Consider the following 21,059-nt stretch of genomic DNA (forward strand, 5'->3'; position numbering starts at 1 on the left):
CGACAAAGAAAAAGGGTGGGCAACGCGCCCACCCTTTTTACTTTTGGCGTGCAGGGCAAGCGAAACCGCGCTCGCCCTGCAATCTCTGCCTTAGTTCTTGCTCTTGTCGACCAGCGCGCCCTTCTTGATCCAGGGCATCATGTCGCGCAGCTTGGCGCCGACTTCCTCGATCGGGTGCGCGGCGAGCTTGGCGCGGGTCGCCTTGAACGAGGTCTGGTTGACCTTGTTCTCCAGCATCCAGTCGCGGGCGAACTTGCCGCCCTGGATGTCGGCTAGGACGCGCTTCATCTCTGCCTTGGTCTCGGCCGTGACGATGCGCGGACCGGTGACGTACTCGCCGTATTCGGCGGTGTTGGAGATCGAGTAGTTCATGTTGGCGATGCCGCCTTCATAGATCAGGTCGACGATCAGCTTCACTTCGTGCAGGCACTCGAAATAGGCCATCTCGGGCGCGTAGCCGGCCTCGACCAGCGTCTCGTAGCCACCCTTGATCAGCTCGACCAGGCCGCCGCAGAGCACCACCTGCTCGCCGAACAGGTCGGTCTCGCATTCTTCCTTGAAGGTGGTCTCGATGATGCCGGCGCGGCCGCCGCCGATCGCCGAGGCGTAGCTGAGGCCGAGGTCATGGGCGTTGCCCGACGAATCCTTGGCGATCGCGATCAGGCAGGGCACGCCGCCGCCGCGCTGATATTCCGAGCGCACGGTGTGGCCGGGGCCCTTCGGCGCGATCATCAGCACGTCGAGGTCGGCGCGCGGATCGAGCAGGTTGAAGTGCACGTTGAGGCCGTGGGCGAACACGAGCGCCGCGCCCTTCTTCATGTTGTCGTGCAGGTGCTCGCGATAGATGTCGCCCTGCAGCTCGTCCGGGGTCAGCATCATCACGAGGTCGGCCCACTTGGCGGCTTCGGCGACTTCCATCACCTTGAAGCCGGCGTTCTCGGCCTTCTTGGCCGAGGCCGAACCCTTGCGCAGCGCAATCGCCACTTCCTTGACGCCTGAATCCTTCAGGTTCAGCGCATGGGCGTGGCCCTGGCTGCCGTAGCCGACGATGGCGACCTTCTTGCCCTTGATCAGGTTCAGGTCGGCATCGCGATCGTAGTAAACTCGCATCGTGGTTTCCTCGTTTGAAGGGGGCCAAAATCGGCCGATGAATCAGGCTTTCGGAAGGTCAGAACCGCCGGGCGCCCGCGAATTTCCGGCGTTGTCTAGAGCATTTTCCCCCTCAGGGGAAACCCTCATCTCGCATGGCGCGGTGCGGCATCATGCGTCCATGAAGACCGGGTAGAGCGAGGCCAGCAGCAGGATGGCCATCACCACATTGAAGGCGCGGATCGCCCGGGGTGAGGTCAGGATCGGCCGCAAGGCGGTCCCGAACAGCGCCCAGACGACGCAGGACACCGTGCCCAGGATCAGGCTCAGGCCGACCTGGATCGCGATGTTCCAGGGAAAGGCGGCAATCGCCGCATAGGCCGTGATGGTACCGATCACCATCACCCAGCCCTTCGCATTGATCCACTGGAACATGGCGGCGCCCCAGAACGTCATCGGGCCGCGGCCGCCCCTGTCGTCCTTGTCCGCCGAGGGCGGCTCGGCCATGGCGATGACGGCGGCGAGATAGATCAGGTAGACGACGCCGCCATATTTCAGGATCGTCTGCAGCACCGGATAGGCGATGAAGACGGCCCCTAACCCGACGCCGACCGCGCCGACCATGAAGGCGAACCCGACCGTGATGCCGGCGATGTGGGGCACCGTGCGGCGGAAGCCGTAGGTCAGCCCCGACGACAGCAGCATGATGTTGTTGGGGCCCGGAGTGAAGAACATCACGACGGCGAACACGACAAAGGCGAACAGCAGCGAATTCGACATGGCGCCCTCACGCGACTTTCGGCAGAGCTTTTGGCGGTTTCGACAGCAGCATCACGGCGATGCCGGCGATCACGGTGACCATGCCGGCCAGCCGCAGCGGCCCAAATGTCTCGCCGAACACGATGCTCGAGGCGGCGGAGCCGACGAACGGCACCAGCAGCGCGAACGGGACCACCTGCGCCGCCGGATAATCCCGCAGCAGGCGGCCCCACAGCCAGTAGGCGATGCTGGTCGAGATGCCGCCGAGACAGAGCATGCAGACGAGCCCGGTCAGCGACATATGGGTCAGCGCATGCCAGGTCGGCTGCGGGCCGTTGGTGATCAAGGTCAGCACCGCAAGCGGCACCGCGGCGGACAGGCACAGCCAGGCGAACAGATCGAACATCGGCGCGCCGTTCGCCTGCCGCAGAAGAAGATTGCCGATCGCGAAGCTGATCGGACAGATCATGATGATCGCAAACGCGGCGACGCTGAAGTCGTAGCCGACCGTCCCGCAGATCATCAGCAGGCCGAGCGCGGCGATCGCGATGCCGATCGCCTGGGTCCGCGTCGGGATTTCACCGAAGGCCAGGGCAGCAAAGGCGATGGTGAACAGCGCCTGGCTCTGCACGATCACGCTGGAAAGCCCGACCGGAACGCCATGCGCGATCGCAAAGGCCTGTGCGAGGAACTGGCCGAGGAACAGCGTCGCGCTAATCGCGATCAGAAGCGGCCAGGAAACGCCGGGCTTGCGCAGGAACAGGCACGGCAGCGCGGCGATGGCGAAGCGCAGCGTCGTCATCAGCTCCGGCGAGAACTCATCGAGCGCGATCCGGCTTGCGACGAACGCAAGCCCCCAGATCACCGCGACCATGACGGCGATGCCAACATCGGCCGGCTTCATTGTTGTTCTTCTTTTGCTTCCGTTTCGGTCGGGATCTAGATCTGGTCGTCGGGCTTCGGTTTGCGCAGCAGATAGGTGCCGTGCAGCGGCGCGTGGTAGTCGACGGAGACCAGCGTGAAACCGGTCTCGGTCAGCATGCGCTCCATCACCCAGCCGAAGGTCGAGTATTCGTCGCGCATATGGGTGATCACGCTTTCGCGCTCGAAACCGTGATTCTTGATCGAGAAATCGGCCCAACCTTCGACATCGCGATCGACACCGTCGGGCATACCGACGAACACCATGTCGCGCAGGTAGAAGTTCGCGCCCGGCTTCAGCGCGTTGAAGATTCGCGACAGCGCCACCGCCTTCCAGAAATCAGGAAGATGGTGCAGCGTGAACTCGCTGACGATGAGGTCGTAGGAATTCGGTTGATAGGCGAACGACAACAGGCCGGCCGGCTGGGTCCGGATCTTCGCCTTGCGGTCGCGCGCATAGATTTCGGCAAGCCCGATCATCGCCGGCGAGATGTCGATGGCATCGACCTCGGCGCCCATCAGCGCCGCCTCGGTGGCCAGCACGCCGTTGCCGCAGCCGATATCGGCGATCCGCCAGCCCGGCTTGACGCCGAGCATGGTCAGCGCCTGGCGGGCACGGACATCGCTGTCCTCGCTGACGTCATAGATCGAGGCCACCGCGGTATCGAGACCGACCTGCCGCCGTTGCGTGTAGTACCAGTCGCGCGCCAACATGACTCACATCCCTTCCGGCCCACGCGTGATCGCGGCCACCCCGGTTCGTGACACCTCGACCAGACCCAGCGGACGCATCAGGTCGATGAACTGACTGATCTTGGACGAATTGCCCGTGATCTCGAACACAAAGCTCTCGGTCGTGGCGTCGATCACCCGGGCGCGGAATGCGTCCGCCAGCCGCAGCGCCTCGACGCGGTGATCGCCACCGCCCCGCACCTTGACCATCGCGAGCTCGCGCTCGATCGAGCTGCCGGTCAGCGTCATGTCGACGACGCGGTAGACCGGGATCATGCGGTCGAGCTGATGCTTGATCTGCTGGATCACCATCGGCGTGCCGGTGGTGACGATCGTGATCCGTGAGAGATGTTTCTGGCTCTCGGTCTCCGAGACGGTGAGACTCTCGATGTTGTAGCCGCGGCCGGAGAACAGGCCGATCACGCGCGCGAGCACGCCGGGCTCGTTCTGCACGAGCACGGACAAAGTGTGCGTCTCGTTGGGATCGTGACGCTCTTCGAGGAAGTAGGCGGATGCGGGCTGGTTCATGGTCGTCCCCTTACATTCTGTTCACGCCACCGCCCGCTCGGCGGCCGGCGCAGCATCCGTTCCGATCCAGGTCCGGAACAGATCGAAATCGATATTGCCGCCGCTCAGGATCAGGCCGACCCGCTTGCCGGCGAGCCTGTTCTTTTCCTGCAGCGCGGCCGCGAGCGCCGCAGCGCCCGCGCCCTCGGCGAGATTATGGGTGTCGGTCCAGTAGGCGCGGATCGCCTGCCCGACCTCGTCGTCGCTGACCTGCACGATGCGGGAGGCGCCTTTGCGGATCAGCGCGAACGCATCCGCGTCCGGAATCCGCGTCGCCATGCCGTCGGCAAGGGTGTTGCTGGTCTCGGTGGTGACGATCTTTCCGGCCGCAAACGACAAAGCGTAGGACGGTGCCTCGGTCGACTGCACGCCGACGATCTCGGTCTTCAGTCCGAGCAGGTCGCGCGCCATGATGCAGCCGCAGATGCCGGAGCCCTGCCCGATCGGCACATAGAGAATGTCGAGATCGGGCGCGGTACGGAACAGCTCGAGCGCGTAAGTCGCGACACCCAGTACGAGGTCCGGGTGGAACGACGGCACCATGTGCAGGCCGGCGAATTGGGCGCGGCGCTCGGCCTCTTCCCGCGCGGCCTGGAAGTCGTCGCCGTGTTCGACGAGCTCGGCCCCGAACGCGTGCATGGCGCGGTTCTTCTCGACCGAGTTGCCGCGCGGCACGTAGATTGTTGCCGGCACGCCGTGACGCCCCGCCGCGAACGCCAGGCTCTGGCCGTGATTGCCGCGCGTCGCCGAGATGATGCCGGGCACGTCGGCGCGCTCGCGCTTCAGCCGCTCGAGATAGACAAGGCCGCCGCGCACCTTGAAGGCGCCGGTCGGCGTGTGGTTCTCATGCTTGACCACGACCTCGGTGCCGAGCCGCTCGGCGAGCAGCGGCCAGGCGTGCGCCGGCGTCGCCGGCACTGCAGTGCCGACAATCCTGTGCGCGCGCTCGAGCTCGTTGAGATCAAACATGATCCGCCCTCACCTCACACCAGTGCCTTGCCACCGGAGAAGGCCTTCGCGGTGGCCTCATCGGTCGCCTCTTCCGGCAGCAGCATCTCGTTGTGCGCCTTGCCCGACGGGATCATCGGGAAGCAGTTCTCCAGCGCGGCGACGCGGCAGTCGAACAGCACCGGGCGCTTGATCGAGATCATCTCCTTGATCGCGCCGTCGAGATCGGACGGCTTGGTCGCCTGCAGGCCGACGCAGCCATAGGCGTCGGCGAGCTTGACGAAGTCGGGCAGCGCCTCGGAGTACGAGTGCGACAGGCGGTTGCCGTGCAGCAGCTGCTGCCATTGCCGAACCATGCCCATGTACTGGTTGTTCAGGATGAAGATCTTGATCGGCAGCTCGAACTGGATCGCCGTCGACATCTCCTGGATCGTCATCTGCACCGAGGCGTCGCCGGCGATGTCGATCACAAGGCTGTCCGGATGCGCCACCTGCACGCCGACCGCGGCCGGCAGGCCGTAGCCCATGGTGCCGAGACCGCCCGAGGTCATCCAGCGGTGCGGTTCCTCGAAGCCGAAGAACTGCGCGGCCCACATCTGGTGCTGACCGACCTCGGTCGTGATGTAGGTGTCCTTGCCGCGGGTCAGCTCAAACAGGCGCTGGATCGCGTATTGCGGCAGGATGATATCGTTGTTCTTGCGGTAGGACAGCGAGTTGCGCGCGCGCCATTGCGCGATCTGCTGCCACCACGACTTGATGTCCGGCTTCCTGGCTTCGGCCTTGAACACCTGCAGCAAATCGCCGAGCACGTTGCCGGCGTCGCCGATGATCGGCACGTCGACGCGGATGTTCTTGTTGATCGAGGACGGGTCGATGTCGATGTGGATCTTCTTCGAGCCCGGCGAGAACGCGTCGGTACGGCCGGTGATGCGGTCGTCGAAGCGCGCGCCGACGCAGAGCATGACGTCGCAATCATGCATCGTCATGTTGGCTTCGTAGGTGCCGTGCATGCCCAGCATGCCGAGCCAGTTCGGGCCTGAGGCGGGATAGGCGCCCAGCCCCATCAGGGTCGAGGTGATCGGGAAGCCGGTCGCCTCCACCAGCTGGCGCAGCAGTTTCGAGGCCTCGGGACCCGAATTGATCACGCCGCCGCCGGAATAGATCACCGGACGCTTTGCGTTGGCGAGCAGCGCCACCGCCTTGCGGATCTGGGTCGCGTCGCCCTTGACGCGCGGCGTGTAGGAGATGTGCACATCCGACTTGCGCGGCGGATGATAGGTGCCGGTCGCGAACTGCACGTCCTTCGGCACGTCGACCACGACCGGGCCGGGCCGGCCGGTCGTGGCGACATAGAAGGCCTCGTGCAGCACCCTGGCGAGGTCGTTGACGTCGCGGACCAGCCAATTGTGCTTGGTGGCGGGCCGCGTGATGCCGACCGTGTCGCACTCCTGGAAAGCGTCGTTGCCGATCAGGTGGGTCGGCACCTGGCCGGTGATGCAGACCAGCGGGATCGAATCCATCAGCGCGTCGGTCAGCGGCGTCACCATGTTGGTGGCGCCGGGGCCCGACGTCACCAGCACCACGCCGGGCTTGCCGGTCGAGCGCGCATAACCTTCGGCGGCATGGCCGGCGCCCTGCTCGTGACGGACCAGGATGTGCTCGACCTCGCTCTGCTGGAAGATCTCGTCGTAGATCGGAAGCACCGCACCGCCGGGATAGCCGAAGACATGCTGCACGCCGTGATCGATGAGCGCGCGCACGATCATCGCGGCGCCGGTCATCTGATTGGGATCGTGGCTCTTGTCGGTCATGGTTCGCTCCGGATGCGCTTGTTTTTGCGCGGCTTTTGTCAGTTCTCGTCAGTTCGGCTTCGGGCAATAAAAAGGGGCCCCAGAGGCCCCATGCACACCGCCCGAATTTGGATGGCCGCTAGCCATCCCCGGCGGTGTGCCTGGGTACGACGGCGATAAGCAGTTCGGTAATAATGTTGCGCACGAGACGACCCAGTCTTCCCAAAGGTTGCGCGAACATAGCGGCCAAAGCCTGAATGTCAAGGCAAGGCAAGCACTTTCGCGATTTCCGTACTCTACCGGGGTTCCGCTCGTTCGGCGAGTGTTTTTGCGCAGGCGAACGCGCATGGCTGACGGGCGTGCGCCGCCAGCGGCCGGGTGGCGTTCGTAGCCCGGATGGAGCCCCCGTAGCCCGGATGCAGCGCAGCGAAATCCGGGACGGGCTCGCCGCGGAGGTGGGGTCCCCGGATTGCGCTTCGCTCCATCCGGGCTACGGGATGAGGGTCTCCAGCTGCTCCTTCACCGCCTCCGGCACCACCCATTCGAATTCCGGGAGCTGATGGCGAAACCAGGTGAACTGGCGCTTGGCGTAATGGCGGGTGTCGGCCCGGCCGATCTCGGCCGCCTCCTCGCGGCTGATCTCGCCCTTGAGGTGCCGGATCAGCGCCGGCACCCCATGGGCCTTCATCGCCGGCAGCAGCGGATCGAGCCCACGAGCCGCCAGCGCCGCGACCTCGTCGAGCGCGCCGGTATCGAGCATGACACCGAACCGGGCGTCGATCCGTGCATAGAGCGTCTCGCGCTCCGGCGCGAGGAACAGCGCATGAAAATCGCCCGGCGGCAGCAGTGGCGGCAGGCCCTCGCGATGCCAGTCCGGCAGCGGGCGGCCGGTGGCCTCGACCACCTCGAGCGCCCGCGCGATGCGGGTGCGATCGCGCGTCTTCAGCCGTTCGGCCGACACCGGATCGCGCTCGGCAAGCTCGGCATGCAGCGCCTCGACGCCGTGCTGCTCGAGCCGTGCGCGCACGCCGTCGCGCACATCAGCCGGGATCGGCGGCACCGCCGACAAGCCGCGCGTCAGCGCCTTGAAATAGAGGCCCGAGCCGCCGATGAAGATCGGCAGCCGTCCTTGCGCACGCGTCTCGCCGAGCACCTTCGCCGCGTCAGTCACCCAGGCGCCGGCGGAGAAATTCACGCCGGCGTCGACATGGCCGTAGAGCCGGTGCGGAACCAGCGCCTCTTCGCCTGCGGTCGGCCGCGCCGTGATGATCCGGAGGTCACGATAGACCTGCATGGAGTCGGTGTTGATCACGACCCCGCCGGTCCGCTGCGCGAGTTCGAGCGCCAGCGCCGACTTGCCGCTGGCGGTCGGCCCTGCGATAAGCACTGCCTTGTTCAACAATCCCGAATGCGCCTGCATGTCCCTCGTTGCCACGCTGATCTGCAATCCTGCAAGCCCCGCACTCGACTCCACCATCGTCGACGGTGCGCGGGCCGTGCTGCCCTCACCCGGCCCGGCGCAGTGGCTGTTCAACGAAGTCGCCGCCGACATTCCGTTCGAAAGCGAGGACAGCAGCAGGGACGGTATCAAGGCGATCGAGGAACGCCTTCGCGAGGCCCGCGGCGACCTGCCGATCGACATTGTCGTGCAGCCTCGGATCGCCCGGCGCAAGAAGCTTTTTCTGGCCGACATGGATTCCACCATGATCGGCCAGGAGTGCATCGACGAGCTCGCCGACTTCGCCGGGCTCAAGGCCCATGTCGCCGCGATCACCGAGCGCGCGATGCGCGGCGAGATCGAGTTCGAGTCCGCGCTGCGCGAGCGGGTGGCACTGCTCAAGGGCCTGCCGGTCAGCGTGGTCGACGAAGTGCTCGACAAGCGGATCACGCTGACGCCGGGCGGCCGCGAACTGGTCATGACCATGCGCGCGCACGGCGCCTATACCTGCCTGATCTCGGGCGGCTTCACTTTGTTCACCAAGGTGGTCGCGGCGAAGGTCGGCTTTCAGGAAAACCGCGCCAACCAGCTGCAGGTCGCGGGCGGCAAGCTGACCGGCGAGGTAGTCGAACCGATCCTCGGCCGCGCCACCAAGCTCGCCACCCTGATCGAGCTCACCGAGTCGTTCGATCTGGATGAGATCGACACCCTGGTGGTGGGCGACGGCGCCAACGATCTCGGCATGATCCAGGCTGCGGGCCTCGGCGTTGCCTATCACGCCAAGCCGGCGGTCGCGGCCGCGGCCGCGGTCCGGATCGACCACGGCGATCTCACCGCGTTGCTGTACGCGCAGGGCTATCGGCGGGATGAGTTCGTCGAGAATTGATCCTCGGCGTCGTCCCGGCGAAAGCCGGGGCCCATAACCACCGATGCCGGTTTCCTAGAAAAGCCGTTGCCCACTTCCTCAACAAGAGAGGCCGCGGCGTATGGGTCCCGGCTTTCGCCGGGACGACACGCCTACTGCACGCCGAGCGCGACGAACCGCAGTTCGCCGTCGCCGTTCGAGACCAGCAGCAGCACGGACTTCTTGCCGTCCTTCTTGAGCTGATCGACGCGCTTCTTGATGTCGGCGGCACTCGACACCGCCTCCTGCGCCACCTCGACGATGACATCGCCCGCCGACAGCCGCTTCTCGGCGGCATCGGAGTTGCCGTCGACGCTGGTGACGACGACGCCCTTCACGCTGTCCTTGATCTTGTACTTGGTGCGCAGGTCCTTGCTCAGCGCCGCGAGGTCGAGACCGAGCGCCTTCTGGGTCACCGGCTTCTCGGCGGTGTCGTCCTTCGACTTGGCGTTGACCTGCTGAACCTTCTCATTGTCCTCGAGCCGGCCGAGCGTGACCTTGCGGGTCTCCTCATTGCCCTTGCGGATGACGACGACGTCGACTTCCTTGCCGACCGCGGTATCGGCAACGATGCGCGACAGATCCTTGGGGTCCTTGACGTCCTTGCCGTCGAACTTGACGACGACGTCGCCGGGCTCGATGCCCGCCGGCTTGGCCGGCCCCTTGTCGTCGACACCGGCAACCAGCGCGCCGCGCGCAGGCTTGATGTTGAGGCTGTCGGCGATCTCGTCGGTGACCTGCTGGATGCGCACGCCGAGCCAGCCGCGGCGCAGCTCGCCGAATTTCTGCAGCTGGTCGACGACGCCGGCCACGGTCTTCGACGGCACGGCGAAGCCGAGGCCGATCGAACCGCCGGTCGGCGAGATGATCAGCGTGTTGACGCCGATCACCTCACCATCGAGGTTGAACAGCGGACCGCCGGAATTGCCGCGGTTGATGGCGGCGTCGGTCTGGATGTAGCTGTCATACGGGCCCTGGCTGATGTCGCGGTTCTTGGCCGAGACGATGCCCGCGGTCACCGTACCGCCGAGGCTGAACGGGTTGCCGATCGCGACCACCCAGTCGCCGAGCCGGATCTTGTCGCTGTCGCCGAACTTGACCGCGGTGAGCGGCTTCGGCGGCTTGAATTTCAGGACCGCGAGGTCGGTCTTCTTGTCGACGCCGACCAGCTCGGCCTTGATCTTGGTGCCGTCGTTGAGGATGACGTTGATCTCGTCGGCGTCGGCGATGACGTGGTTGTTGGTGACGACGATGCCCGCGGTGTCGACGATGAAGCCCGAGCCGAGCGAGTTTGTCTTGCGCGGCTGGAACTCACCGCTCTTGTCGCCGCCCTTGCCAGGCGGCCCGCGGCGGTTCTTGAAGAAGTCGTCGAAGAATTCCTCGAACGGCGAGCCCGGCGGCAGCTGCGGCATCGTCCGGTCCTTGGCCTCGACGGTCTGCGACGTCGAGATGTTGACGACGGCGTCGATCACCTTTTCGGCGATGTCGGCGATGCCTTCAGGACCGCGTGCGAACGCCGGCACGGTGCTCAGCATGCTCGCAGCACCGATCGAGATCGCGGCTCCCATCATGCGGAAGCGACGGCTCAGGGCTGATCTGGCAGCGGTCATGTCGGAGTTTCTCCAGGCAAACGGGTTCAAATGAGCTGGTCGCAGAGTGCGCCCGAACGGGCATACGGCGCAAGCATCTCAGCCGGGCATTTCGGCGAAAAACCGGCCGCAAGAGGCTCACGATTATGTTCAGTCTTGCTTGTCATTCCGGGGCAGCCCGACAGGACTGAACCCGAGGGGCGCCATTGCGCCCTGGGAAATCTCGAGGTTCCCCGATGCGCAATCGCGCATTGGCGGTCATGCTTCGCATGCTCCGGAACGGCGGCTATCTCCGCACCACCCAGATCAGGACAAGCCCGGCGACCGCCGAGCCGATACCGACGATGCGCAGGATGTTGTCGGGCGTCGCCAGCGCGCTCTTCATCGCCCGGCGCATCCAGGCGGGGCTTGCCGCGAACAGGATGCCTTCGAGCACGAACAGGATTCCCAACCCGATGAGGAAGTCGCCGAACGCTATGGACTTCATCGGATGGCAGCCTCCCGCTCGATGCTTGTTGTTGTTGAGTGGCGGCGACGCGTTGTCCGCATCGCCGCTAAGTCGTGATCTTCAAGTCTTTGACGCTACTGTTTCGGCGCGGCGGCCGCCTCAGGCAGCTTGCCGTTCGCGCTGCCAAAGTATCTGAAGAATTCCGAGTCCGGCCGCAACAGGAAACGCGTGTCGCCGGAGCGCAGACTGTTCTCATAGGCCGTCATCGAGCGATAGAACGCAAAGAAGTCCTGGTCCTTGCCATAGGCTTCGGCGAACAGGCGGTTGCGCTCGGCGTCGCCGGCGCCGCGGGTCTGCTCGGCGGTCGAGTTCGCCTCGGCGACGATCACGGTCGCTTCGCGATCGGCCTTCGAGCGGATCTCCTGCGCCTTCTGGTCGCCCTGGGCACGGAACTCGGCCGCCTCGCGCTGACGCTCGCTCTTCATCCGGTCGTAGACCGCCTGGCTGTTCTGCTCCGGCAGGTCGGCGCGGCGGATTCGGACGTCGACGACCTCGATGCCGTATCCGTCAGCTTCCTTGTCGAGCTGTTCGCGAATCCGCGACATCAGCTTCTCGCGCTCGTCGCGGACCACCGTGATGAAGTTGACCTCGCCGAGCACACGGCGCAGCGCCGCGTTCAACAGCGTAGTCAGCTGCAGATTGGCGGCCTGGATCGAGCCGACGCTGGTGTAGTAGCGCAGCGCATTCTTGATGCGATAGCGCGCGAAGGCATCGACCACCAGCCGCTTCTGGTCGGAGGCGATCACCTCCTGCGACGGGTTTTCGAGATCGAGGATGCGCTTGTCGACGTTGATCACGGAATTCCACGGCGCCTTGAAGTGCAGCCCGGGCTCGGTGACGACATCGACCGGCTCGCCGAACCGCAAGACGATGGTCTGCTCGGTCTGCTGCACGGTGAACACCGAGCTGTAGCCGACGGCAAGAACAATGAAGAGAAGGATCAGGGACACGATGCCGGTGGCAGGGGACCTCATCGGGTGGCTCCCTGCTGCTGGCCGGTCGTGGCCGGCGCTGCCGGACGCCGCGGCGTCAGTTCGCCGAGCGGAAGATAGGGCACGATGTTCTGGCCCTGGCCGCCGTCATAAACGAGCTTCTCGGAGCTGCCGAGCACGCGTTCCATGGTCTCCAGATAGATGCGCTCGCGCGTCACGTTGGGTGCCTTCTTGTACTCGTCATAGACCTTCAGGAAGCGTGCGCTCTGGCCCTTGGCCTCGGCGACCGCCTGCTCCTTGTAGCCTTCGGCGGCCTGCAGGATCTGCGCGGAACGACCACGCGCTTCCGGCACGATCCGGTTGGCGTAGGTCTGCGCCTCGTTCTGCTTGCGCTCGAGGTCGGCGCGCGCCGCCTGCACGTCGCGGAATGCGTCGATCACCTGCGCCGGCGGATCGACCTTCTGCATCTGCACCTGCGCAATCTGGATGCCCGCGTTGTAGGTATCGAGCGTCTTCTGCATCAGCTCCTGGACGTTCTGCTCGGTGACGTTGCGCGCCCCGGTCAGGATTGGCTGGATCTGCGAGCGGCCGATCACCTCACGCATCGCGCTTTCGGCAACCGCCTTCACGGTGCCTTCGGGATTCTGGATGTTGAACAGATAGGCGCCGGCCCCACCCGGCTTGATGCGCCACAGCACCGTGAAGTCGACGTCGACGATGTTCTCGTCGCCGGTCAGCATCAGGCTTTCTTCCGGCACGTCGCGCATGGTGCGGCCGCGGCGAGCGGGATCGTCGATCAGGGTCATGCCGATCGAGATCGTGTTGACGCGCAGCGCTTTCGGCAGCAGCACTGTCTCAATCGGATATGGCAGGTGATAGCGCAGGCCCGGCTGCGCATCGCGGACATATTTGCCGAAGCGCAGCACGACGCCGAGCTCTTCGGACTGCACGCGGAAGATGCCGGTCGCGAACCAGATCGCCAGCGCGGCGACCAGCACCAGCGCGACGCCCATGCCGCTGAAATGCCCGCCGGGCAGCCACTGCTGCAGGCGGTCCTGGCCGCGCCGCAGCAGATCCTCAAGATCCGGCGGCCTTGGCCCGGCTGACTGCGGACCGGTGCCCCATGGCCCTTTCGGACCCGAGCCCCAGGGCCCCCCGCCTTGATTTTTCCACGGCATCAAACATCTCCTCGGCAAGTCCGGACGGGACGCCCGGCCTCGAATGTCCGGCCCGGTTATAGGGGACCGCTAAGGCCCTTACAACGCAAGCTTCCTCGCCGGACGAGCTATGCGCCGGGGCATAATTGTCAATGCAAACATTGGTTAACCCCGGCCGCGCCGACGATATGTCACATAGGAGAAGTCGGCACTGTCGTCCGGACCTGCCGGATTTCGCACGCGCGCCACCTCGTCCCATTGCTGCGCATCGATTTTGTCGAACCGTGTGTCGCCGTCCGGCCGGGCATGGACCTCGGTGATCTCAAGGCGATCGGCGGTGCCCATCCACTGCGCGTAGATTTCCGCGCCACCGATGATTGCAATCTCAGTGGCGAAACGCCGCAGCGCGTCACCAAGCGCAATAGCGCGGGCGTTTTCAAACGACGTCGTGACGATGGCGCCGCGCGCGCGGTAGTTGGCATCGCGCGTCACCACGATGTTGGTGCGGCCCGGCAGCGGCCTGCGCAGGGATTCGAATGTCTTGCGCCCCATCACGACGGGCTTGTTCAGCGTGATCGCCTTGAAACGCTGCTGGTCGGATTTCAGCCGCCACGGGATAGCGTTGTCGCTCCCGATCACGCCGTTCTCGGCGACCGCTACGACGAGCACGATCTCCATCAGCGCGTCCCTTCCGCGAGCGTCGACAGCGCCTCGCCGGAGACGCGGCAAATCGTCCATTCGTCCATCATCTCGGCGCCAAGCGACTCGTAGAATGCAATCGACGGCGCGTTCCAGTCGAGCACCGCCCATTGCAGGCGCGACCAGCCATTGGCGAGGCATTGCTTTGCCAGATGCACGAGCAGCGCCTTGCCGATGCCCTTGCCGCGCAGCGCCGGGCGCACGAAGAGGTCTTCGAGATAGATGCCGTGACGGCCGGCGAAGGTCGAGAAGTTGACGAACCAGACCGCGAAGCCGGCAGGCTCGCCGTTCCATTCCGCGATGTCGCAATAAAGCCGCGGATTGGCGCCGAACAGCGCGTCGGCGATATCGGCCTCGCTGGCGTGAACCTCATGCAGAAGCTTTTCGTATTCGGCAAGTTCGCGGACCAGCGAGAACACCAGTCCGGCCTCATCGGGCCGCGCGCGGCGGATCGTCAGCGACATTCAATCCCTCGGACCGCAACTCATACCGCCACCTCGGCCTTGATGTGCGGATGCGGGTCGTAACCTTCGAGTTTGAAGTCCTCGTAGCGGAACGCGAAGATATCCTTCACGTCCGGATTGATCGTCATCGTCGGCAACGGCCGCGTCGGCCGCGTCAGTTGCAGGCGCGCCTGATCGAGATGGTTCGAGTAGAGGTGCGCGTCGCCGAGCGAGTGCACGAAATCGCCGGGCTTGAGCCCGGTCACCTGCGCGACCATCATGGTGAGCAGCGCATAGGAGGCGATGTTGAAGGGCACGCCGAGGAAGACGTCGCCCGAGCGCTGATAGAGCTGACAGGACAATTTGCCGTTGGCGACATAGAACTGGAACAGGCAATGGCACGGCGGCAGCGCCATCTTGTCGACCTCGGCCGGATTCCAGGCGCTGACGATCAGCCGCCGCGAGTCCGGATTGCGCTTGATCATCTCGAGCACGCCAGCGATCTGGTCGATGCTGCGGCCATCCGGCGCGGGCCACGACCGCCATTGCGAGCCGTACACCGGACCGAGGTCGCCGTTGGCGTCGGCCCATTCGTCCCAGATCGTGACGCCGTTGTCGTTGAGATATTTGATGTTGGTGTCGCCGGCGAGGAACCACAGCAGCTCGTGCACGATCGCCTTCAGCGGCAGCCGCTTGGTGGTCAGCATCGGGAAGCCGGCCGCGAGGTTGAAGCGCATCTGATGACCGAAGACCGACAGCGTCCCGGTGCCGGTGCGGTCGTGCTTCTCGGCACCGTCGGCGAGGATGCGTTCGAGCAGGTCGTGATACTGGTTCATGGCGTCTGTTTCGGGCTTTCGAGAGAACGGCCAATGTAGCGGCCAAGGCCGCCGGTCGGCACGCTGATTCGGCTGAACGCGCCGATTATACCCTGAAAAGTGAGCACTCCGCGCCAAACGACAAGGGGCGGAACTCGCGTCCCGCCCCTGTCCTATCCAGTTGATCGTGCTGGATTAAGTTGCCGGCTTGAGCACCGGCGTCCACTTCGCGATCTCGTTCTTGACGAGGGTCGCGAGCGCCTCCGGCGTGCGGTTGGCGGGCGCCGGGATCACGCTGCCGAGCTCGAGCAGGCGCTTGCGGACGTTCTCATCGTCGAGCGCCTTGATGGCCGCGGCATTCAACGTGGCGATGATGGCGGACGAAGTTCCCTTCGGCGCGAAAATCGCGTTCCAGGCCTGGGCCTGGAACGCCGGCAAGCCGGCTTCCGTCGTGGTCGGCACATTGGGCAGCGACGGGTTGCGCTCGGGGGTGGCGACCGCATAGGCCTTGATGGTGCCGGCGTTGATCTGCGGCACCGCGTTGACGATCTGGTCGCACATGTAATCGACCTGGCCGGCGACCAGCGCATTCATGGCCGGGCCGGTGCCGTTGAAGGGCACGCCGACCGGCTTGATGCCGAGGATCGAGTTCAGGAGTTCGCAGGAGGCGTGCGAGACCGAGCCGATGCCGGCATGTGCGGCGTTGACCTTCTCGGCATTGGCCTTCACGTAGGTGACGAATTCCTTGAGATCCTTCGGCGGAAAGTCCTTGCGGGCAAGGATCAGGATCGGCGTGCCGGCGAGCAGCGCGACGGGCTCGAAATCCTTTTCCGGGTGATAGGCAAGCTTCGGATAGAGCGGCACGGAGGCGGCGTGCGTGCCCATATGCCCTGTGATCAGCGTATAGCCGTCATTGGCGGCGCGTGCGGCGCGCGTCGTGGCGGTGGTGCCGCCGGCTCCGACCACGTTCTCGATCACGATGCTCTGTCCCAGCGTCTGCGCCATGTTCGCGGTGACGATGCGCGAGATAACGTCGGTCGGGCCGCCGGCTGCGAACGGCACGATCATGGTGATGGTGCGGGTCGGATAATTTTGCGCGGACGCCGGCATGGCGAATGCGCCGAGCGCTACAAATGCCGAAAGGCATGCGCCCGCAAGCGAGCGAATGGACATCATCTCAATTCCTCCCGGAACGTTTGACCAATAAAAATGCCGGCCAAATCGACCGGCATTTTCATTTCACGGGACGACATCGAGTGTCGATTCGACTTCCGCCTGCGGCGCGCCGACGCAGGTCCGGCGGCTCGCTGTTTGAGCATGATCTATCCGGAAAACCGCTTCACACTTTTCCGGATCATGCTCAGCCCTCGGATTCCACGAACACTTCGTCGCGCTTGGCACGCAAGGTCGGCAGCACGGCAAGCACCAGGAGACCGGCCGCGATCGCCAGCAGCACCGCCGACAGCGGCCGCGAGACGAACACGCTCCAGTCGCCGCGCGAGATCAACAGCGCGCGACGCAGGTTCTCCTCCATCAGCGGGCCCAGCACCATGCCGAGCAGCAGCGGTGCCGGCTCGAAATCATGCTTGATCAGCCAATAACCGACGAGGCCGAACACGCCTGCGAGCACGACGTCGACCGGCGCGTTGTTCACCGAGTAGATGCCGATCGCGCAGAACACCACGATCGAGGGGAACATCAGCCGGTACGGCACGCGCAGCAGACGGACCCAGATGCCCACCAGCGGCAGGTTGATGATGATCAGCATCAGATTGCCGATCCACATCGAGGCGATCATGCCCCAGACCAGATCGGGCTGCTTCTGCATCACCTGCGGACCCGGCACGATGCCGTGAATGGTCATCGCGCCGACCATCAACGCCATCACCGCGTTCGGCGGGATGCCGAGCGTAAGCAGCGGAATGAACGAGGTCTGCGCCGCGGCGTTGTTGGCGCTTTCCGGCGCCGCCACGCCCTCGATCGCGCCGCGGCCGAACCGCTTCGGATCCTTCGCCAGCTTCTTCTCCAGCGTATAGGCCGCGAACGAGGCGATCACGGCGCCGCCGCCCGGCAGGATGCCGAGGATCGAGCCGAGCAGGGTGCCGCGCAGGATCGCCGGCGTGGAATCCGCGAGGTCCTTCCTGGTCGGCATCAGGCCGGTGATCTTCTGCTGCACCAGGTTGCGGTTCATCTCGGCGCCATGGTCGAGGTTGCGAATGATCTCCGCGAAGCCGAACACGCCCATTGCCACGGTGGCAAAGCCGAGACCGTCGGCGAGTTCGGGGATGTTGAAGGCCATGCGCGAGGCGCCGGTCTCGATGTCGGACCCGACCATCGACAGCAACAGGCCGAACACGATCATCGCGATCGCCTTCAGCACCGAGCCCTTGGCGAGCACCACCGCGAAGATCAGGCCGAGCACCATCAGCGAGAAATATTCGGCCGGGCCGAACGCCAGCGCGAGCTTGGTCAGCGGCGCGCCGAGCACGGCGATCAGCACGGTCGCGACGCAGCCGGCGAAGAACGAGCCGATCGCGGCGATCGCCAGCGCCGGACCGGCGCGGCCCTGCTTGGCCATCTGGTGGCCGTCGAGCGCGGTGACCACGGAGGTCGCCTCGCCCGGAATATTGACCAGGATCGAGGTGGTCGAGCCGCCATATTGCGCACCGTAGTAGATGCCGGCGAGCATGATCAGCGCACCGACCGGCGGCAGGCCGAAGGTGATCGGCAGCAGCATGGCCACGGTGGCGATGGTGCCGATGCCCGGCAGCACACCGACCAGCGTGCCGACCAGCGCGCCGATCAGGCACATCAGAAGGTTGATCGGCGAGAATGCGACCGCGAAACCGTGGGCGAGATTGGCGAACAGTTCCATCACGCCCTCACTGGATCAGGAAACGCGGGAACATCGGCATCGGAAGTCCCAGCACATAGGGGAACAGCAGCGCGCAGCCGAGGGTCAGACAGGCGCCGACAATGACGGCCTCGACCAATTTCGTCTCCTGCGAACCCATCGCCGCGATCATGAAGGCGGCAAAGGCGGAGACCACAAGCCCGAGCGGCCGGATCGCCAATGCGAAGAACACGATCGCCGCGGATACGAACAACGGGCCGCGCCAGGAATAGGCCGCGATATGCGGGCCGGCCTGCAGAACTCCCATCAGCGCGACACCACCGCCGAGCAACAGCAGCAGCACGGCAAACATGCGCGGCGCGGTTCCGGCGCCGAACGAAAATCCGTGCATGCCCTGCAAATCGCTCGAGGCCCACAAAGCAAACAGCGCAACCGCCATCATGGCGAGCCCGCCGACAAAGTCCTGCGGACCGCGCACCCATTTCGGCAAGATCGATTTGACCGGCGCCTCGCTCGGCGTATCGCTCATGACTTCGCTTCCCCCGTCAGGGCTGTCCCGCCCGTTTTGATTGAATGGCTGGCTTGTGGTCCGTTGACCGAAAGCCTTGCTAGCGATTTTCGTCAGATAACGCCAGCGAAACCCAAGAGGCCTCCGACCAGCAACATCCACAAAGGGTTGATCCGCGTCGCAAAAGCAAGCGCGGCCGCGACAATGGTGATCAGGACCGCGATCCAACTTTGGTCTGAGGTCTGCGCCACGATCAGGCCGGACGCCGCCATCAGACCGATCGACAACGGAACCAGTGCCGCCTGGATGATCGCCGGCCAGCGCGCGTCGCGCGAGCGATCGAGGAAACGGCTCACATAATAGGCAAGCAGCGCGGTCGGTCCGCACATCGCCACCGTCGCGGCCAACGCCCCGGCGACGCCTGCGACAGAATAGCCTATCAAGGTCACGATCAGCACGTTCGGCCCCGGCGAGAGCTGCGAGATCGCGAATACGTCGGCGAACTGCTTGTCGGTCAGCCAGTGATGCACGTCGACGGCGGCACGGTGCATTTCGGGAATCGCCGAATTGGCGCCGCCGACCGCAAACAGCGACATCAGCCCGAAGGTCCAGACCAGCGCCGCGATCGGATTGGAGTCCGAGCTCATGCCCGCACCATGCGGCGGGCCAGGACCGTCGTCGCAATACTGAGCGGGATCGCCACCAGCAGCACGATCTGGAGCGGCCACCGGATCAGTCCGATCGCGACGAAAACCGCAGCCAGAATGACAAGGCCCGTGACATCGCGCCGCTTCAGGAGCGGCATCATCATCTTGAAGACGACGGCGAACAGCAGCCCGACCGCGGCGCAGGCGACGCCGGCGAGCGTCCGGCGCAGCACATCGATGTCGCCGTAACGGGCATAGAGCGCGGCAAGGATGGTCGCGATCACCATCGGCGGCCCGACCAGCCCGGCGAAGGCCGCGAGCCCGCCGGCTATGCCGCGAAAGCGCGAGCCGAACACGACCGACAGGTTGACGATGTTCGGACCTGGCAGGAAATGGCACAGCGCGAAGGTCTCGTTGAACTCCTCCGCGGTCATCCAGCGGTGCTGCTCGACGATCGCGCGCCGGGCCCAGACCAGAACCCCGCCAAAGCCGGCCAGCGACATCTTGGCAAAGGCCAGGAACAGCTCGAGCAGGCCGGGCTGGTGGGGCGGCGATGGTGTGGAGGCATCCGGCGCCGGAGCGGCAACCGGCGGAGAATCCGGGGGCATGGACAAAACCTAGAACGGCGCCGGGACAGCGCCAAGACCCTGGCCAAGACCCCGGTCAAGACCCTGGCCAACCCCAAATCGGCGGGTTTTCACAGCCGAAAGGGCCTGAATCGGCTCTGTTTTTCTAAGACTTTGCCGCTATATTGGGGGTGCCGGTTCGCCGGCTATGGAAATAAATGACCGTCGCAATAAACCATTCGGACCCGGGGGCGGTACCCGGCGCCTCCACCAAAACCCATCCGTCGCGGTGGCTTTCGGCGGGGGCGAAATAGGATCGACGAGGGCGTAAAGGGCGTGTTTTTTCTCGGTATGGTTCCGCCGACATCGGGCCAATGCAATAGTTGCCAACGACAACTTTGCTCCGGTTGCTCAGGCTGCGTAACGCAGTTTGAAAGACCATCTTAAAGTCCTAGCGGGTTAAGCTCCGCTAGGCGGGGTTCGGAGGCACCTGGCAACAGAAGCCTCCACTTTATTCATCATTTCCCGATCGGGCGTCCGCCCGCATTTCAGCTGTCGGCCCTGCTGATTTCCGGCTCCCGGCGGGGTAGCATGGCAGAAGGGCGAGTCGGACGGTCCGGCGCCGCCCTGGCGGGCATTTCGAAGCGACAGGATCACCATGGCGACCGATCACATCCGATATGACGTGCTGGCGCGCGATGCGCTGCGCGGGGTGCTGCGCCGGGTGTTGTCCGACGCCGCCGAACACGGCCTGCCGGGCGAACACCATTTCTACATCACCTTCCTGTCGCACGGCGACGGCGTGAAGCTGTCGCCCCGGCTGCTCGCGCAGTATCCGGAGGAGATGACCATCATCCTGCAGCACCAGTTCTGGGATCTGGTGGTGACCGAGGATCGCTTCGAGGTCGGCCTGTCGTTCGGCGGGATTCCCGAGCGGCTGACCGTGCCGTTCGCCGCGGTGACGCGCTTCCTCGATCCGTCCGCGCCGTTCGATTTGCGCTTCGACGTCTCGGACGCACTGTCCGAAGAAGCCCCTCCCGCCACGGCGCCGGCCTCTCCCCTGCCCGCCCCTGCGGCCCAGACAACGGCCGAGACCGAGAGCGCCGAGACCGAGCAGGAGCCTGCGAAGCCCAGCGAAGGCGCCGAGGTCGTGCGGCTGGACCGCTTCCGCAAGAAATAATCTAAGCGCAGAT

General features: G+C 65.1%; 22 protein-coding genes and 1 other RNA gene. 3 read left to right on the forward strand and 20 right to left on the reverse strand.

Annotated features, from left to right (window positions below; all coding sequences use genetic code 11):
- Window positions 1-90: 90 nt before the first annotated feature.
- The 8 genes from ilvC to miaA form a co-directional block, all read right to left on the reverse strand.
- Window positions 91-1,110 carry a ketol-acid reductoisomerase gene (gene ilvC / locus ACE10X_RS31955; protein WP_018272993.1) on the reverse strand — a complete coding sequence of 340 codons (1,020 nt, stop codon included), beginning with the start codon at window positions 1,108-1,110 and terminating at the stop codon, window positions 91-93.
- Window positions 1,111-1,260: 150 nt separating this feature from the next.
- Window positions 1,261-1,869 (reverse strand): LysE family translocator, encoded by a 609-nt coding sequence (locus tag ACE10X_RS31960; RefSeq protein ID WP_038383367.1) that lies wholly within the window; start codon window positions 1,867-1,869, stop codon window positions 1,261-1,263.
- A gap of 7 nt (window positions 1,870-1,876) precedes the next feature.
- Window positions 1,877-2,752 carry an EamA family transporter gene (locus ACE10X_RS31965; RefSeq protein WP_038383366.1) on the reverse strand — a complete coding sequence of 292 codons (876 nt, stop codon included), beginning with the start codon at window positions 2,750-2,752 and terminating at the stop codon, window positions 1,877-1,879.
- Between the two features lie 35 nt (window positions 2,753-2,787).
- Window positions 2,788-3,483, reverse strand: coding sequence for a class I SAM-dependent methyltransferase (locus ACE10X_RS31970; RefSeq protein WP_038383365.1), 696 nt, complete (start codon window positions 3,481-3,483; stop codon window positions 2,788-2,790).
- Between the two features lie 3 nt (window positions 3,484-3,486).
- The gene (ilvN, locus tag ACE10X_RS31975; protein ID WP_016841057.1) at window positions 3,487-4,029 is read right to left on the reverse strand and encodes an acetolactate synthase small subunit; all 543 of its coding nucleotides are present in this window, start codon (window positions 4,027-4,029) and stop codon (window positions 3,487-3,489) included.
- 21 nt (window positions 4,030-4,050) lie between these two features.
- Window positions 4,051-5,037: a threonine dehydratase gene (locus ACE10X_RS31980; protein ID WP_038383364.1), complete on the reverse strand. Its 987-nt coding sequence runs from the start codon at window positions 5,035-5,037 to the stop codon at window positions 4,051-4,053.
- A 14-nt stretch (window positions 5,038-5,051) separates the two neighbouring features.
- Window positions 5,052-6,827, reverse strand: a complete 1,776-nt coding sequence (locus ACE10X_RS31985) for an acetolactate synthase 3 large subunit (RefSeq protein ID WP_038383363.1) — start codon at window positions 6,825-6,827, stop codon at window positions 5,052-5,054.
- Window positions 6,828-7,296: 469 nt separating this feature from the next.
- Entirely contained in the window at window positions 7,297-8,226 is a 930-nt protein-coding gene (gene miaA, locus ACE10X_RS31990) for a tRNA (adenosine(37)-N6)-dimethylallyltransferase MiaA (protein WP_038383362.1), read from the reverse strand.
- Between miaA and serB the strand changes: the two genes are divergently transcribed.
- A complete protein-coding gene (gene serB, locus ACE10X_RS31995) occupies window positions 8,225-9,130 on the forward strand; it encodes a phosphoserine phosphatase SerB (protein WP_038383361.1) in 906 nt (301 codons plus the stop codon). The two genes, miaA and serB, sit on opposite strands and share 2 nt — an antisense overlap.
- Before the next feature lie 131 nt (window positions 9,131-9,261).
- Here serB and ACE10X_RS32000 read toward each other — a convergent pair whose 3' ends face one another.
- From ACE10X_RS32000 to ACE10X_RS32055, 12 genes are all read right to left on the reverse strand, one after another.
- On the reverse strand, window positions 9,262-10,758 hold the full coding sequence (locus tag ACE10X_RS32000) for a Do family serine endopeptidase (protein ID WP_038383360.1): 1,497 nt from the start codon (window positions 10,756-10,758) through the stop codon (window positions 9,262-9,264).
- Window positions 10,759-11,023: 265 nt separating this feature from the next.
- Complete coding sequence (locus tag ACE10X_RS32005) at window positions 11,024-11,224, reverse strand: DUF2065 domain-containing protein (protein WP_028332483.1); 201 nt, start codon at window positions 11,222-11,224, stop codon at window positions 11,024-11,026.
- Between the two features lie 95 nt (window positions 11,225-11,319).
- A complete protein-coding gene (gene hflC / locus ACE10X_RS32010; protein WP_038383359.1) occupies window positions 11,320-12,219 on the reverse strand; it encodes a protease modulator HflC in 900 nt (299 codons plus the stop codon).
- Window positions 12,216-13,355 (reverse strand): FtsH protease activity modulator HflK, encoded by a 1,140-nt coding sequence (hflK, locus tag ACE10X_RS32015; RefSeq protein ID WP_038383358.1) that lies wholly within the window; start codon window positions 13,353-13,355, stop codon window positions 12,216-12,218. Before hflK ends, hflC begins: the two co-directional genes overlap by 4 nt.
- Window positions 13,356-13,499: 144 nt before the next feature.
- Window positions 13,500-14,012, reverse strand: coding sequence for a dihydrofolate reductase (locus tag ACE10X_RS32020; RefSeq protein WP_028342341.1), 513 nt, complete (start codon window positions 14,010-14,012; stop codon window positions 13,500-13,502).
- Window positions 14,012-14,497, reverse strand: coding sequence for a GNAT family N-acetyltransferase (locus tag ACE10X_RS32025; protein WP_038383357.1), 486 nt, complete (start codon window positions 14,495-14,497; stop codon window positions 14,012-14,014). The genes ACE10X_RS32020 and ACE10X_RS32025 overlap by 1 nt, the downstream gene beginning before the upstream one ends.
- Window positions 14,498-14,517: 20 nt before the next feature.
- Entirely contained in the window at window positions 14,518-15,312 is a 795-nt protein-coding gene (locus tag ACE10X_RS32030) for a thymidylate synthase (RefSeq protein WP_038383356.1), read from the reverse strand.
- A 174-nt stretch (window positions 15,313-15,486) separates the two neighbouring features.
- Window positions 15,487-16,467: a tripartite tricarboxylate transporter substrate binding protein BugD gene (locus ACE10X_RS32035; protein WP_375763375.1), complete on the reverse strand. Its 981-nt coding sequence runs from the start codon at window positions 16,465-16,467 to the stop codon at window positions 15,487-15,489.
- Between the two features lie 184 nt (window positions 16,468-16,651).
- Window positions 16,652-18,166, reverse strand: coding sequence for a tripartite tricarboxylate transporter permease (locus tag ACE10X_RS32040; protein ID WP_038383354.1), 1,515 nt, complete (start codon window positions 18,164-18,166; stop codon window positions 16,652-16,654).
- A gap of 7 nt (window positions 18,167-18,173) precedes the next feature.
- Window positions 18,174-18,674, reverse strand: a complete 501-nt coding sequence (locus ACE10X_RS32045) for a tripartite tricarboxylate transporter TctB family protein (RefSeq protein WP_028332491.1) — start codon at window positions 18,672-18,674, stop codon at window positions 18,174-18,176.
- Window positions 18,675-18,766: 92 nt separating this feature from the next.
- Window positions 18,767-19,300, reverse strand: coding sequence for a chromate transporter (locus tag ACE10X_RS32050; RefSeq protein ID WP_038383353.1), 534 nt, complete (start codon window positions 19,298-19,300; stop codon window positions 18,767-18,769).
- Window positions 19,297-19,908: a chromate transporter gene (locus ACE10X_RS32055; protein WP_038383352.1), complete on the reverse strand. Its 612-nt coding sequence runs from the start codon at window positions 19,906-19,908 to the stop codon at window positions 19,297-19,299. Before ACE10X_RS32055 ends, ACE10X_RS32050 begins: the two co-directional genes overlap by 4 nt.
- A 112-nt stretch (window positions 19,909-20,020) precedes the next feature.
- On the opposite strand from ACE10X_RS32055, the gene ssrA reads away from it, so the two are divergent.
- Together ssrA and ACE10X_RS32065 are read left to right on the forward strand one after the other, a co-directional pair.
- Window positions 20,021-20,377, forward strand: a transfer-messenger RNA (tmRNA) gene (ssrA, locus tag ACE10X_RS32060).
- A 147-nt stretch (window positions 20,378-20,524) separates the two neighbouring features.
- Window positions 20,525-21,046: an SspB family protein gene (locus ACE10X_RS32065; RefSeq protein ID WP_038383351.1), complete on the forward strand. Its 522-nt coding sequence runs from the start codon at window positions 20,525-20,527 to the stop codon at window positions 21,044-21,046.
- The last annotated feature ends 13 nt before the right edge of the window (window positions 21,047-21,059 follow it).

It is taken from the genome of Bradyrhizobium sp. Pha-3 (genome assembly GCF_042258325.1).
Taxonomy (GTDB): Bacteria; Pseudomonadota; Alphaproteobacteria; order Rhizobiales; family Xanthobacteraceae; genus Bradyrhizobium; species Bradyrhizobium elkanii.